Origin of the sequence: Aureimonas frigidaquae (assembly GCF_001463905.1) — a bacterium.
Taxonomy (GTDB): Bacteria; Pseudomonadota; Alphaproteobacteria; order Rhizobiales; family Rhizobiaceae; genus Aureimonas; species Aureimonas frigidaquae.
Genome location: NZ_BBWR01000008.1, coordinates 254,834 through 267,718, shown reverse-complemented (window position 1 = coordinate 267,718; position 12,885 = coordinate 254,834). Strand labels below are relative to the sequence as shown.

The 12,885-nt window shown below is 66.1% G+C and carries 13 protein-coding genes; 2 read left to right on the top strand and 11 right to left on the bottom strand.

Annotation, left to right across the window (positions count from 1 at the left end):
* Positions 1–85: 85 nt before the first annotated feature.
* The gene (locus tag AUL30_RS09495; protein WP_157070018.1) at positions 86–655 is read right to left on the bottom strand and encodes a hypothetical protein; all 570 of its coding nucleotides are present in this window, start codon (positions 653–655) and stop codon (positions 86–88) included.
* A gap of 162 nt (positions 656–817) precedes the next feature.
* Between AUL30_RS09495 and AUL30_RS09490 the strand changes: the two genes are divergently transcribed.
* On the top strand, positions 818–1,195 hold the full coding sequence (locus AUL30_RS09490) for a PH domain-containing protein (protein ID WP_062227615.1): 378 nt from the start codon (positions 818–820) through the stop codon (positions 1,193–1,195).
* Positions 1,196–1,330: 135 nt separating this feature from the next.
* On the opposite strand, the gene AUL30_RS09485 is transcribed toward AUL30_RS09490, so the two are convergent.
* The 4 genes from AUL30_RS09485 to AUL30_RS09470 form a co-directional block, all read right to left on the bottom strand.
* The gene (locus tag AUL30_RS09485) at positions 1,331–2,050 is read right to left on the bottom strand and encodes a lysozyme inhibitor LprI family protein (protein WP_192843044.1); all 720 of its coding nucleotides are present in this window, start codon (positions 2,048–2,050) and stop codon (positions 1,331–1,333) included.
* Positions 2,044–2,364, bottom strand: a complete 321-nt coding sequence (locus tag AUL30_RS09480; RefSeq protein WP_062227613.1) for a hypothetical protein — start codon at positions 2,362–2,364, stop codon at positions 2,044–2,046. Before AUL30_RS09480 ends, AUL30_RS09485 begins: the two co-directional genes overlap by 7 nt.
* 115 nt (positions 2,365–2,479) lie before the next feature.
* Positions 2,480–3,730 carry a DUF3443 family protein gene (locus AUL30_RS09475; protein ID WP_192843043.1) on the bottom strand — a complete coding sequence of 417 codons (1,251 nt, stop codon included), beginning with the start codon at positions 3,728–3,730 and terminating at the stop codon, positions 2,480–2,482.
* Between the two features lie 169 nt (positions 3,731–3,899).
* The gene (locus AUL30_RS09470) at positions 3,900–4,304 is read right to left on the bottom strand and encodes a host attachment family protein (RefSeq protein ID WP_062227611.1); all 405 of its coding nucleotides are present in this window, start codon (positions 4,302–4,304) and stop codon (positions 3,900–3,902) included.
* A gap of 314 nt (positions 4,305–4,618) precedes the next feature.
* On the opposite strand from AUL30_RS09470, the gene AUL30_RS09465 reads away from it, so the two are divergent.
* Positions 4,619–6,268 carry a GMC oxidoreductase gene (locus AUL30_RS09465; RefSeq protein WP_062227610.1) on the top strand — a complete coding sequence of 550 codons (1,650 nt, stop codon included), beginning with the start codon at positions 4,619–4,621 and terminating at the stop codon, positions 6,266–6,268.
* Here the strand turns inward: AUL30_RS09465 and AUL30_RS09460 are convergent.
* The 6 genes from AUL30_RS09460 to AUL30_RS09435 all read right to left on the bottom strand — a co-directional run bounded on the left by AUL30_RS09460 (position 6,265) and on the right by AUL30_RS09435 (position 12,880).
* Entirely contained in the window at positions 6,265–7,401 is a 1,137-nt protein-coding gene (locus AUL30_RS09460; protein WP_062227609.1) for a DegT/DnrJ/EryC1/StrS family aminotransferase, read from the bottom strand. The two genes, AUL30_RS09465 and AUL30_RS09460, sit on opposite strands and share 4 nt — an antisense overlap.
* Before the next feature lie 277 nt (positions 7,402–7,678).
* Complete coding sequence (locus AUL30_RS09455; protein ID WP_062227747.1) at positions 7,679–8,434, bottom strand: SDR family NAD(P)-dependent oxidoreductase; 756 nt, start codon at positions 8,432–8,434, stop codon at positions 7,679–7,681.
* Between the two features lie 26 nt (positions 8,435–8,460).
* Entirely contained in the window at positions 8,461–9,951 is a 1,491-nt protein-coding gene (locus AUL30_RS09450; protein ID WP_062227608.1) for an FGGY-family carbohydrate kinase, read from the bottom strand.
* A 34-nt stretch (positions 9,952–9,985) separates the two neighbouring features.
* A complete protein-coding gene (locus tag AUL30_RS09445) occupies positions 9,986–10,321 on the bottom strand; it encodes a carboxymuconolactone decarboxylase family protein (protein ID WP_062227607.1) in 336 nt (111 codons plus the stop codon).
* On the bottom strand, positions 10,314–11,888 hold the full coding sequence (locus AUL30_RS09440; RefSeq protein WP_062227606.1) for an alpha/beta fold hydrolase: 1,575 nt from the start codon (positions 11,886–11,888) through the stop codon (positions 10,314–10,316). The genes AUL30_RS09445 and AUL30_RS09440 overlap by 8 nt, the downstream gene beginning before the upstream one ends.
* A complete protein-coding gene (locus tag AUL30_RS09435) occupies positions 11,885–12,880 on the bottom strand; it encodes an alpha-ketoacid dehydrogenase subunit beta (RefSeq protein ID WP_244490773.1) in 996 nt (331 codons plus the stop codon). Before AUL30_RS09435 ends, AUL30_RS09440 begins: the two co-directional genes overlap by 4 nt.
* Positions 12,881–12,885 lie beyond the last annotated feature (5 nt).

Here is a 12,885-nt window from a genome sequence, read left to right as displayed (position 1 = left end):
CACAGGTTCAATCCCTGTCACGCCCACCATTCGATCCCCCCCTTTTGTTCGCAAGCAGCAACCGCGGTTGGGCGGACTGCAGTCGTCAGCGGCTGAGATCATACAGCGCGGTCGCAATCACCTGAGCACGATCACGTCGTGCATCTGCAGTGCTCGCGCGGCTGTAGACCAGCGTCAGCTTCGGTTCGGCGCGTGACCGGAAGAATGTCGTGACGATGCCACCGGTCGTCTCAGTGGATGTCGTGTCCCATCGTGCTCGAAAGGCGGCGGTGGCGATCGTGTCCTCGGCGGTTGGCTGAAGATCGACAGACCCGCCGCCAGTGATGTGACACATCGGGATATCCGACGATACGACCAGCGCGTAACCCGTTTCCTCGCCTGCTGCGATCCTGAAGTAGCGATTGCCGCGTCGAAACTCTTCCGGTGGAAGCAAGGCAGCCGGAAGGCTGTCGGTTTCAGAGATGAGCCCTCCAAGATCGACGACGGCGAGGAAGGGTGCGAGGCCATCGGTCCAGCTCGCAGGTTCCAGGATCCAATGCTCACAGGCGCGCAGTGCACCTTCGAGGCCCAGTTGCAGGCGATCGCTGCCGGACTGTGCCGAAGCGCCTGAGACCGTCAGGAGCGAGACGACTGTTAACGCTCTCATGGATATCATGCGCTTGCACCTGAACCGGGGAGACAAAGCTGTGCTCAAGAATGAGCAGACGGGTTTGGTTGCGATGACCATACGCGACTTTTGAAAAGGCCCCACCCTCGCCTATCGCGAATCGTACAGCCTCATGGAAGTATCCCGGACAGGATCGATGCGGAGCTGGCGATGGGCATTCTCGACGGACTGATGGGCCATGGGTCGATTGTGGATCCGGCCAAGCTGGCGAAGCACATGGACGGCGTTCTGATCGAAGGTGAGACTGTTCGGATGTCCTATCGCGTGATCCGGGACTTTTTCGTCTTCACGCAGAAACGCTTGATCCTGGTCGACGTTCAGGGGCTCACCGGCAGCAAGGTCGATTACACCTCGATACCATATCGCGCCATCACGCGCTTTTCGGTCGAGACGGCCGGCACGTTCGACCTCGATGCGGAGCTGAAGATCTGGGTTTCCGGATCCCCTCAACCGGTGTCGAAGACATTGAAGAAGGGAACGGACGTTCGCGGCATCCAACGGGCGCTTGCTCAAGGTGTCTTGCTATGAAGCCTGCCGGCAGGGCCTAGGATCGCGTACGGCTTGTGCCGTCTTCGACCTGGCCCGTTCACACCTTGGCATAAGCGCTTGAAGCGGAGCATCTGTCAGTCGATTGCCAGGCCGCAGGACCATCGCGGTCATGCTTTATGGCAGCAGAAAGGCTGACAGCATATCGTCCCTCTTTTTCGTGACCCAGGCCTCGGCACCATCCTTTCCCAGGTTGGGGTACGCGGTCGCGGCAAAGTTGCCCCATGCGTCCCGGTATTTCAGCCAGACCCTTTGAACGTTCTGAATATCGGCTTTCGTCACCGTGCCGTCGAACGCGTCATCGGGCAGAGCCTGCACGGCCTTGTACGTTTTGTTCAATTGGGCGTCGGCGGCCTTCAAATCACGCGATCCGAGGTTGGGCATGTTGCCGCTTTCAAGCTGCTGCAGCATCTCCACGAAATCCTTGTCCTGGAGGCGCTCCGCGTCGATGACGAATTGCTGGGCCGCCGTGCCGTCCATGCTGATCTCGTGTTCCGCGCGTTCGGTCGACCACTGAGCCTGGGCAGACTTCAGGGCATCGAAGCTGGCCGCGGCCGGGCCGGATAGGCGTGACGCGAAGTTGTCGAGGAAGGTTCGATTGTTCTGGTCGTCGATGCGCTGCTCATGTGCCGCGCAGGCGCCGCCCGCCACGCCGCTGGTGATGTTATCGCACCAGGAATAGTCGGAACCGTTCCAGGACGATTGCTCCTTCTCGAGCAGGTTGGCGACCCTGGCATCGTATTCCGCCGGAGCCGCATCCGCTTCGCATGCAAGACGGATCGCGTATTTCAGGTTGCGCTGCGCGCCCACGCCATTGGCATAGATGGCGCTCAGCATGTCCCTGCCGGAGAAGCCCATTGCCTGGTCTGCATCATCCCGACCCAGTTGGGAAAGGCGCAAAGGCGCGCCTGCGCCGGATCGGCGGGACGTCCAATTCCGTAGAACAAGGCTTCGGCATCACACCCTTCGAGCGACTGCATCTGCGCCTGCGTGGGCTTGTCCGTTGCCGGCGGCTCCACGGTGGAAACGGCCTGGCACGCCGCTGCCGTCTGCGGCAGCGAACCGGGCTCCGCGCGCGCGGACGAGGCAAGCGCGACGGCTAGAACGAGCCCTGGAAACAGTGCACGAGACATTCCGGCTTCGATGCTCATCGATCCTCCTTTGCATTCTTGAGTTCTCATCACATGGCGGCGATATCCGTATGATGACAGCCAACCGCGTCACCGTCACAAGCGGCTCTATGCACTGCCTGATATGCACCCCGCTTTATGGGGCGATTGCGTAGAGGGGCCCGGTCACGGAGCCGTCCGTTGGAAGGCTTTGCCCATCGATCAGCTGGAAGATGCGTTTTCCCAGAAAGAACGGTGCACCCCACACGAAGGCGGGGCTGTCCGGCTGCGCCTTGACCGCCAGACTGTCGGATGCACCAACATTGTTCGCGCGCTGCGTTTGATAGTTCCCGACCTTGAAGGTCATCGGAATGGTCGCCTGGTTCCGCCCTACCATAGTCGCGTCAAGCGTGGCTGTCGGCTGCAGGCAATAGCCCGCGGTCTTTATCGGACAGGTGGGGAGTTGGTCGTCCGCAAACGCGTATGTCGCCGTGCCGGAATCGATGTAGCTGCCGGGATAGGTGCGGCCGTCGTAGAGGGTCGTGAAGAGCCCGTTGGGCCCGAGCATCAGGCGCTGCGCCGAACCCAGCCGATTGTTGTCTGCCGTCTCGACCCCGAGCGTCAGCGTACCCTTTACCGCCGCCGCACCGCCGGCAGGGGCGTCGGGAAATTCGAGGACGATGCCGTTGCTGTGCACGTTGAAGCGCGTCACCGGATTGGGGAGCCGGTAGGCCTGGTCGACAGAGCCCTCGAGTGGCGCGCAACTTAGCGCGTCGCAGGTATAGATGAGCGGCATCCGCGCGCTCGCGGTACAGGCGCCCGTGCAATCGAAGGGGCGTATGCCAATGCCCAAGGTTCCGTTTGACGTCGGGGCGCTGGCGGATGGCGGGCAATCGTCCGGTCGCGGACGTGTCGCATCGCCAATCACCTGGATCGGCAGTTTCTGTGCGCTCATGCCGCCCAAGGTCAGATCGGCATGGACGACGCCACCCCAGGCCCGGCTGCTGACGAAGTGCAGGCACTCGGCCAGGGGCTTTTGGTCGGGCCCCAAGGCGTCGGGCAGTGTGAAGCCGGCCGGCAGCGCAGAGGCCTGAAGCCGCAGGCCGGTCGAGCCGGTATCGATCATCACGTCATCGACGGTCACGCATTGCGACGTTCCGGGCTTGCAGATTTTGACGCTCACCAGGATTCGGTTGAAACCGCCATGCGGGGGCAGGCCCATACGGACCGGTACGACGTTTTCCGCCGCCCCCGCCGTTCCGGGCAGGAGGATGCAGCCGAGCCACAGAAGGACTGCGCCCAACGCGGCGCGGCCAGGAACCCTTTTTAACGAATGCGCGAGGCCTTGGAATTTTCGGAAGCTGAAAGCTGCTGCCAGCGGTCGAATACCGTGATTGATCGCGCGCACGCGCATCGCCTCCCATGCCTGTCCGCACCGAACTTCAATCGGAACTCACACACTACCGGGGGGCGAAGCCCCCCGGCAACGCTGCATTGAACGAACCCGAAAGTATTCTATCGCGCGTCTGTGACAGAGCCGATGGTCATTGGCCTGGGAGTGGCCAAGCAGACCGCGATCAGGCTGAGGCAATCGCCTTCTCGATGTCGTCCGACGTCTGACCCGTCAGATCCTTCGGGATCTCCCCGATCAGAACGTCCTTCAACTTGGCATGGTAGTGCTTCCGCATCTCACCCAGGGCGCGCGGCGCCGCGATGACGATGAGGCCGCTCAGCTTGCCCGTGACGGCCTGCTTGTTGAGAAGCTCCACCACCCCGGACACGAAGCCATCTTCATCCTGGGTATTGTCATCGGGGTTTGCCGAACTGCTCGCATGGCCCTTCCCGCCACTCTTGTTGCTCGTATCCACGGAGCCCAGTTCGAATGCACTCAATTTGGGGTTCGCCTCATCGCCGGTATTGCGAAAGACGCTAAGCTTGGCGCCATCAACGACGGCGACCGTGGCACCGTTGGAAATCTTCATGCGCAGTCTCCTGTAGGCTGGCCGTCGTGTTGCGGCCGATCCTACGCTCAACGCCCAAACCCGCGTTTGGATGCTCACTACAGGATGCAGCGTGGCGCAGATCGGTGATAGCTCGGCGGATGACCGATCTTGCTTCTGCGGACTGCAGACATGAGCGCGTCGTGAAAATCATATAACCCGTCGACAGATTACCTCGTTCGACGGAGTGGTTCATCCTATCGTGTGACACCGCTTTCCTTATGCGTTGTATGATGACGCCGCGCGGCCCGATACGGTTTCTCTGTCAATCTGGCGGAGAAGATCTCATTCACGCATTGCCGTTACATGACCGTGGCCTGTCGCAGCAGCCCCTGCGCGGCCCCTACGATGCCATCGTCGTCGGGAGCGGGGCGGCGGGCGGCGTCGCGTGTCATGAGCTGACCCGCGCAGGACTGCGCGTTCTGGTGCTCGAGGCAGGTTGGGAGCCGACCTCCCCGCGCGCCGGCATCAATGCGCCCTCTGCCAGGATCGTCTCCACCATCACCAATGGGCTGCGCCATCGCGCCATCCCGCCAATGCTCAACACATTGGGCATGAAGGCTCTGTCAGCCTTCGGCAGGTTGCGGCAACCCGTCCAGTCGCGGTGCTTTGCCTGGAAGCTGTCTCCCGGGTCGCTGGTCGATGATCGCGACTGCCCGTATGAAACCGCGCCGGGCACGGAGTTCAACTGGTTCCGCTCCCGCCAGCTCGGCGGCCGGATGACGGTGCCGGGCCACGGGCGGCAATATTATCGCCTCGCCCAGACCGATCTGGAGGGTGATTCCTATGGCCGGCCCGCATGGCCGTTGGAGCATGCGGAGCTCGATCCATGGTACGCGGGGATCGAGGAGCAGCTGCGTCTGCGCGGCGGGGACGACCTGTTCGCCTTCGTGCCGGCCAGCATGCTCAGCTTCGTCCATGCGCCGACGCCGGACGAGGCGGAGACGATCGCGGCGCTGCGTGATCGCTCGCCATCCCTCTGGCCGATCCTCGGGCGCTATGCGCCGCCCCTCGACTGGATCGCGATGGCCGCGAAGACCGGGCGCCTGACCGCGAAGACGGGGGCCATCGTCGACCGCGTGTCCATGGACGGCAGCGGCAAAGTGACAGGCGTTCGCTGGATCGATGGCCGGACCGGTCAGCGCCAGGCGGCCGAAGCGCCGATCGTGTTTCTGTGCGCCTCGGCCTTCGAGTCCACGCGCATCCTTCTGATGTCGCGTGACCCTTTAGTGCGGGAGCGGGTCGGCCTGCATTCGGACGCCCTCGGGCGCTTTGCCATGGACCACGCCGTGGCGAGTTGCGCCGGCTATGTGGCTGCCCGCCGCGCGGATGCCGCTGCCGAGGCCGAGCACGGCCGCTGCATCTACGCACCGGCCATCGCGCGCACGCAGGACCCGGCCACCGGCGAGCGGCTGGAGAGCCCGTTCGGCATGCAGCTGCATCGTCAGCCTGCGGGACGCGACCGGTCGCGCATCGACATTGTCGGCTTTTCGCCGATGCGCCCGGATGCGGAGAATCGCGTGCAACTGTCCGCCCGCAAGGACAGGTTCGGAATCCCGGTTCTCACCATCGCCTGCCGCTACGGCAATGCGGACCGCGCCATCGCGCATGAGATGCTTGGGAGCGTCCGGCAGGCAGCGGAGGCGCTTGGCCTCGATGTCGAATATCTCAGCCGCGACATCGCCCCTCCGGGGACAGGCATCCATGAATGCGGCACGGCGCGCATGGGCGCCGATCCCTCGACATCCGTTCTCGACGCGCATGGCGAGTGCTGGGATGTGAAGGGGCTCTATGTGACCGATGCAGCCGCCCTGCCCTCGCTCGGCGCGCAGAATCCGACATTGACCATCATGGCCCTGACCGCACGCGCCGCGGCGCATGCCGTGTGCGGGCTGAACGCGCGACCCGCGGAGGCGGAGCGCGCACCGGCGCTGGCACTGAACTAGCGCGCGATCCCTCTGGCGACCCGGCGCATCACCGCCGAGGGATAGGTCATGCCCAGGTTCACCACGCAGGTCCGGTCCAGTATGTCGAGCGTGCGCAAGCACATGTCCTTGTCGTACCGGATCTCCCGATTGGCCCAGGCCCATGGGTTAAACTTCGGGTGGGAGGTGCGCTGCGCCAGAATGGGCTCCCAATTGGTGTAGACATGCTTGGAGCTGTCGCGCAGGCGGTTCCAGACCCCGCGGCGACCCTGCAGCTGGACGGCCGCCTCCTTTGTCGGGGCAAGGATAGTTAGGCTGACGGCGTTGTCCGCGTCGTTATGCGGCGTCACGCGGAACTCTGAACTGCCGGACAGGATCTCTGCCATCATGGCTCTGCGTCGGCGCATGCGCTCCAGCATCGGGCCGAGCTTGCGCAGCTGCACCGCCGCCATCGCGGTCTGGATCTCGGTGACCTTGTAATTGACGCCGATGATGGACGGCTCCGACAGCCCGCCCTCATGATCACGAATGAGATCGCCAAGGTCGTGATAGCCGCGCGCCCGGACGAAATAGCGCTCATCGCTGGTCAGGACGGCGCCGCCCTCCCCGATGTTCATGTTCTTCATCTTGTTGAAGCTGTAGGCCCCGAGATGACCAATCGTCCCGAGGTGCCTGTCCTTGTAGCGCACCCCAACGGCCTGGCAGGCATCTTCGATCACCAGCAGCCCATGCCGGCTGGCGATCCCCATGATCGCGTCCATGTCGCAGGGCGCGTTTCCCATATGCACTGGCATGATGGCGCGCGTGTAGGGCGTGATCTTGGCCTCGATATCGCCCGGGTCGATGGTCAGCGTCTCGTCGATGTCGACGAAGACCGGCACGGCGCCGACCATGACGACGGCCGTGGCCGTGGCCATCCAGGTATAGGCGGGAACGAGCACTTCATCGCCGGGTCCGATTTGCGCGGCTGCCAGGGCAGAGATGAGCGCTGCCGTGCCCGAGCTGACGGCCAGCGCATGCGTTGCACCGGTCGCCTGCGCCAATCGCTTTTCGAAGCAATTGGTGTACCGCGCCTGCTTGCCGTAGCGGGACAAGTGCCCGCGTGCGATCGCGCCACCGGCGGCGATCCATTCTCCCATTCCGATACGTGGCACGCACTCTCCTTCGGCAAAGCTGCCTGTTCGGTTCAGGCAGGTGACACCATGCCTGACCCGTGCCGATCGCCACACGGGAACTTGCGTCCCGCCCTTCGGTAATTAGGCGTAGGAGCAACTGTCGCCGCCAGCACCCCATCCGTGCGACCGGTGCCAGGCCGCGCAGGATTAGGCCGGAATCATGGTGGGGCGGTGGCGCAAAGCGAAGAGAATTTGCTTGTGGCTGGAGATGCGGCGATCGGCCATGGCCAGAGCGCGGCCGGGCACCTGGCGCGCGTCAGCTCAAGACGATACCGCCGTCCACGTTGAGGGACTGTCCCGTGACGAAGGCGCTGTCGTCGGAGCAGAAGAAGGCGACGGGGCCGACCACGTCTTGCGGATCGCCGATCCGCGCTGCCGCCGTCTTGTCCTGCCAGGCCTTCCGCACGGCCATGTCGTCGAGGTTGACCCGCCCCATATCGGTCAGGATGATGCCGGGGCAGACGCAGTTGGCCGTGATGCCGAAGGGGCCGACCTCCTGCGCCAGGACCCGCGTGAACCCCATCACGGCGGCTTTGGAGGCGGAGTAATGGGCCTGTTCGGGGGCACCGTGCTTGCCGCCGATGGACGAGATGTTGCAGATGCGCCCGTAGCCTTGCGCCTTCATGATCGGCAGCACGGCCTGCACGACCAGGAACGTGCCCTTGGCGTTCACGTCCATGACGCTGTCCCAGTAATCCTCCGGGCAGGTTTCCACGCTCGCGGCTCGCAGGATACCCGCATTGTTGACGAGGGCATGGATGGCGCCGTGCTCAGCCAGCGCGTCGCCCAGCATCCGGCGCACGGCGTCACGGTCGGAGACGTCGGCAAGAAGCTCCTGGACGCCAGCGCCATGAGCGCGTGCCTCTGCGGCCGTATCGGCCAGGGCACTGGCCTGCGCGGCGATATCGTTCAGCGCCAGGTCGAAGCCCCGCTGCGCGAGGCCCAGGGCGATGGCCCGCCCGATACCGCGGCTTGCGCCGGTGACGAGGGCGATGCGTCGTGTGTCGGACATGATGTTCCCTTCGCGGTGGCGGTCCATCAGGACAGGGCGCCCTTCAGGGCGGGATAGAGGGCGCGGTAGCGCTGGTAGAGTGCTTCGTAGCGTTCCGTCTCCGCCAGGCGGGGCTCGATACTCGTGCCGGGCCGGACCATCACGCCGATCCCCTCGTCGATCGAGCCGAAGCGGCCGGCGCCGTAAGCAGCCAGGACGGCCGATCCGGTCGACGGCGCGTCCGGCGATGCCGGGATGCGCACCGGCAGGCCGGCGGTGTCGGCGTGGATCTGCATCCAGATCGGCGAGGCGGTGGCGCCGCCGCCCACGGTGATTTCCGTTGAGGCGTAGCCGCCGGCGCGGAAGGCATCCAGAATGGCGCGGGTGCCGAAGCCGATCCCCTCCATGATGGCGCGAAAGACGTGATGCGGCTCGTGCGCCAGCGTCAGCCCCACGATGGCGCCGCGGCTGAGCGGATCGGTATAGGGCGTGCGGTTCCCCTGGAAGTGATCCTGCACCAGAAGCCCGTCGGCGCCCGGCTCCAGCGCTGCTGCCTTGGCATTCAGCGCCGCAAGGTCGAGCGAGCCGCCGCAGAAGCGGCGCAACCAGTTGATGATGGAACCGGTCGAGGTCTGGCCGCCTTCGACGATCCAGCGGTCCGGATAGACGATGTCGGGATAGGCGCCCCAGACGCCGGGCGCATGCAGCGGCGCCTGCGTCACGCCGAACTGGAGATGCGAGGAACCGGTGATCAGCGCGAGTTGGCCGGGCTGTGACACGCCAAGGCCGATCATCCCGATCAGCGCGTCGGCCCCACCCTGGACGAGCTTGACGTGCGTCCGGAGGCCGAGGGCCCGCGCGGCGGCGCTGGTGAGCGTGCCGATGACCTGTCCTGGCGCGACGACGCGGGCCGGCCACTTCTCTTCCAGGTCGGCAAGATCCAGCGCCTGCAGCATGCTCCGGGCCCAGCCGCCGTTGCGGCTCGAATAGTGCCAGCGCAGGCCCGCATTATCGAGGCTCGCGCAGCGTTCCCCCGTCAGCCGCAGCGTCAGGTAATCCTGATACTCGCAGATCGTATGGGCGGCGGCGTAGATGGCGGGCTCGTTCCGCCGCAGCCAGAGCGCCTTGGGGATCATCCACTCGGCCGAGACGGGGCCATGGCCGGCGCCATTGATGGCGAGCGCGCTGTCGCCCGTCGCCAGGACGGCATCGGCCTCCGCATGGGCGCGCACGTCCATCCACAGGAGTGCCGGGCGCAGCGGCCTTCCCTCCGCATCCAGGGCGACGACGGTACAGCAGGTCGTGGCGCAGCACATGGCCTCGATGCCGGCGGGATCGATGCCCGCATCCGCAATGGCGCCCGCCGTCGCGGCGACGAGAGCGTTCCACCAGTCTTCCGGCGCCTGCTCGGCACGGGCACCGGCCGAAAAGGCGGTTTCGTACGCCACCGCCTTCTGCCCCAGGCAATGCCCCGACAGATCGTAGATGCGGGCACGCAAGCTTTCCGTCCCGCCGTCGGCGGTCAGGTAATAGGCCATCTGTTCCTCCCCTGTGGCCGTGCGATGCGGGCCTTCAGCCCAGGTTGCGGAAGGCCTCCAAGGCCTTGCCCGCATAGATCACCGCCGGCCCTCCCCCCATTTCAACGGCCACCTCCAGCGCCTCGACAAGCTCGGCTTCCGAAGCGCCATGCCGCCGCGCCCCGTCCAGATGGAACAGGATGCAATCCTCGCAGCCCTTGGCAACGGCGATCGCCACCGCGATCAGCTCCTTCTGGGCAGCCCCGAAGGCTCCGGCGGTGCTGGCCTGCCGGCTGACCGAACCGAATGCCTGCATCAGGGCCGGGCTGGCCTTGGCGAAGGCGGCGAGGCGGGACTTGGCGGCCGACAGATCGGCTTTCGCATCAGGCATGGGCAGCTCCCGTCAGAACGATATCGGCCAGTTCACGCGGCGCGTCCCATTGCGGCATGTGACCTGTCGGCAGGAAATGGCTGGCAACGCGGAAGGGAAGGTTCATGGCATCCTGTGCATCCACGATCCGATCCTGCGTTCCGAAAATGGCAGAGACCGGCACCGTCACGGACAGCGTGTCCAGCGCGCGGAGAATATCCACGCGCTGCCGGCCGTCCTGGCTGGTGACGAGCGGCGCCAGCGCCAGCAGGCGACCGGCCTTCAGCTGCGCCGCCATCTGGTCCAGCGCGGCGGCCGACAGGGCGCCGCCCTTCGGGCCGAGAAGGCGCAGGAGATGCGCCACCTCCCCCGCGCTCTGCGCCTGCGCCATGCCGAGCACGAAGTCCGCGCCGATCCGCGCGCCGCAGCCAGCCGGCGTGATGAGGACGAGGCGCTGCAGCCTGGTGCGCAGGCCCTGGGCGGCTTCCACGCAGGCGACGGCGCCCAGACTGTGCCCGACAAGGGTCAGCGGCCCGGCAAAGGCTGCCGCAAGATCGGTCACCGCCTGCGAAAGGGCCGCGATCGTCCCCCCCTCGGCCTGCGTCGCGCCATGGCCGGGCAGGTCGAGTGACACGGCGGTGTTGCCGGACCGCGCAATGGCAGAGGCGAGCTGCGCATAGGCGGTGCGTTCCCCGGCAAATCCATGAACGAGCAGGTGGACCCGCCCGCCCGTTCCGGCAACGCTGTAGGCGATGCGCCCGGCCGGGCTGTCGATCCAGCGGGTACCCTCGCCGGCCGCCACGGCCGACACGCCGTTCGACGCCGCCAGTTCGACATCCCGCGCCTCGATCCGCCCGCGCCGCCCGGTCCCCTCAAGGTTCGACAGGGGAAGGTTCGCGCGGCGGGCCAGGCGCCGGGCGAGCGGTGTGGCCCGGATGGCGCCGGATGTGGCCTGGCGGGGTGCCTCGATCTTCGCCGCCGCCGCCGGGGCGGCGGCCACCACGGTGGGTTGCGGCGCCTGTGCCGCGCCGTCCACCTGCCCCTCCACCTCGGCGATGGGCGCACCGACCGGCAGGCGCTCGCCGGCCTGGGCGAGAATTCGCAGAAGGCGGCCTTCATAGAGGGCGGGAACTTCGGCGACGGTCTTGTCGGTCTCCACCTCCAGGATCGCGTCGCCGCGCCCGTAAGTCGCGCCTTCGGCCAGGAGCCAGCCGGCGATGACGCCTTCTTCCATCGTCTCGCCCAGCTTGGGCATGCGCAGGATGGAGACTGCCGAGGGCGCATCCGCCACGGCCTCGTCCTCGGCCTCGGCCGGCGGCGGGGCGGCATCGGTCCAGTCGGCGGGGTTGGCAACGCTCGCCTTGGCGATGGGCTGGCCGACGGCGACGCGGTCGCCGGGACCGGCCAGCGCCGTGTCGATCACGCCGTCGCCGAGCGCCGGATACTCCACCACCGTCTTGTCGGTTTCCAGCTCCAGGATCGGCTGGCCGCGCTTGAAGGGCTCCCCCGGGGCCACGAGCCAGCCGACGATCTCTCCCTCGTCCATCGTTTCGCCGAGGCGCGGCATGGTCAGGGTCAGCGTGCTCATGCAGCGATCCTTGAGCGCAGCATCCGCCGGGCCGTGTCGGCGATGAGCCCGGCCCCGGGCACCGAGCCCGTCTCCAGCACCGGCGAAACCGAGATCGGGATATCCTCGCCGGCCACGCGCAGAACGGGCTCGTTCAGAAAATCGAAGCATTCCTCGGTGATGCGCGCCGACAGTTCGGCCGCCACGCCTGCCGTCATAGCCCCTTCGCTGACCACCATCACGCGGCCGATCCGCTCGACATGCGGCCGGATCGTTTCGAAATCCAGGGGATTGAGCGTCCGCAGATCGATGACCGTGGCCTCGATCCCCTCTTTGGACAGGCTCGCCGCCGCCTCCAGCGCGTAATGGAGCTGGCGCGAATAGGTGATGATGACGAGATCGTCCCCCGACCGCCGGACGGCGGCCTCCCCCCAGGGGGTGGGCGCGGCGGACAGGTCCACCGTCTCCTTCATCGTATAGAGCGCCTTGTGCTCGATGAAGACAACCGGGTCGGGCTTGGTCAGCGCCATGCGCAGGAGGTGATAGGCGTCGGACACCGTCGCCGGCATGGCCAGGCGAAGGCCGGGCGTATGCATGACATAGGCCTCGAGGCTCTGGCTGTGCTGCGCGCCGGCCGAGCGTCCCGTGCCGCCCTGCGTACGCAGCACCATCGGCACGCCGATCTGGCCGCCGAACATGTAGCGGATCTTGGCGGCCTGGTTGCCGAGCTGGTCCATCGTCATGCCGATAAAGTCGACATACATGAGTTCGGCCACCGGCCGCAGGCCGGCCATGGCCGCCCCGACGGCCGCGCCGATGATGGCCGGTTCGGAGATCGGCGTATCGATGACCCGCTCCGGCCCGAATTCGCGGATGAGATCCTTGGTCACGGCATAGGCGCCGCCATAACGTCCGACCTCCTCGCCCATGATGATGACATCGGGATTGTCGCGCATGGAGTCGATCAGCGCCTGACGCAGAGCGTCGCGGTAGGTGAGTTCCTGCATTGCCATAGCTC

Bases quoted from the DNA above. Each gene is read 5' to 3' on its own strand.
- AUL30_RS09440 (WP_062227606.1), bottom strand. From the start codon at position 11,888: ATGAGCACGCTGACCCTGACCATGCCGCGCCTCGGCGAAACGATGGAC.
- AUL30_RS09455 (WP_062227747.1), bottom strand. From the start codon at position 8,434: ATGTCCGACACACGACGCATCGCCCTCGTCACCGGCGCAAGCCGCGGT.
- AUL30_RS09445 (WP_062227607.1), bottom strand. From the start codon at position 10,321: ATGCCTGATGCGAAAGCCGATCTGTCGGCCGCCAAGTCCCGCCTCGCC.
- AUL30_RS09470 (WP_062227611.1), bottom strand. From the start codon at position 4,304: ATGAAGATTTCCAACGGTGCCACGGTCGCCGTCGTTGATGGCGCCAAG.
- AUL30_RS09450 (WP_062227608.1), bottom strand. From the start codon at position 9,951: ATGGCCTATTACCTGACCGCCGACGGCGGGACGGAAAGCTTGCGTGCC.
- AUL30_RS09435 (WP_244490773.1), bottom strand. From the start codon at position 12,880: ATGGCAATGCAGGAACTCACCTACCGCGACGCTCTGCGTCAGGCGCTG.
- AUL30_RS09485 (WP_192843044.1), bottom strand. From the start codon at position 2,050: ATGCTGAGCGCCATCTATGCCAATGGCGTGGGCGCGCAGCGCAACCTG.
- AUL30_RS09490 (WP_062227615.1), top strand. From the start codon at position 818: ATGGGCATTCTCGACGGACTGATGGGCCATGGGTCGATTGTGGATCCG.
- AUL30_RS09495 (WP_157070018.1), bottom strand. From the start codon at position 655: ATGATATCCATGAGAGCGTTAACAGTCGTCTCGCTCCTGACGGTCTCA.
- AUL30_RS09480 (WP_062227613.1), bottom strand. From the start codon at position 2,364: ATGAGCATCGAAGCCGGAATGTCTCGTGCACTGTTTCCAGGGCTCGTT.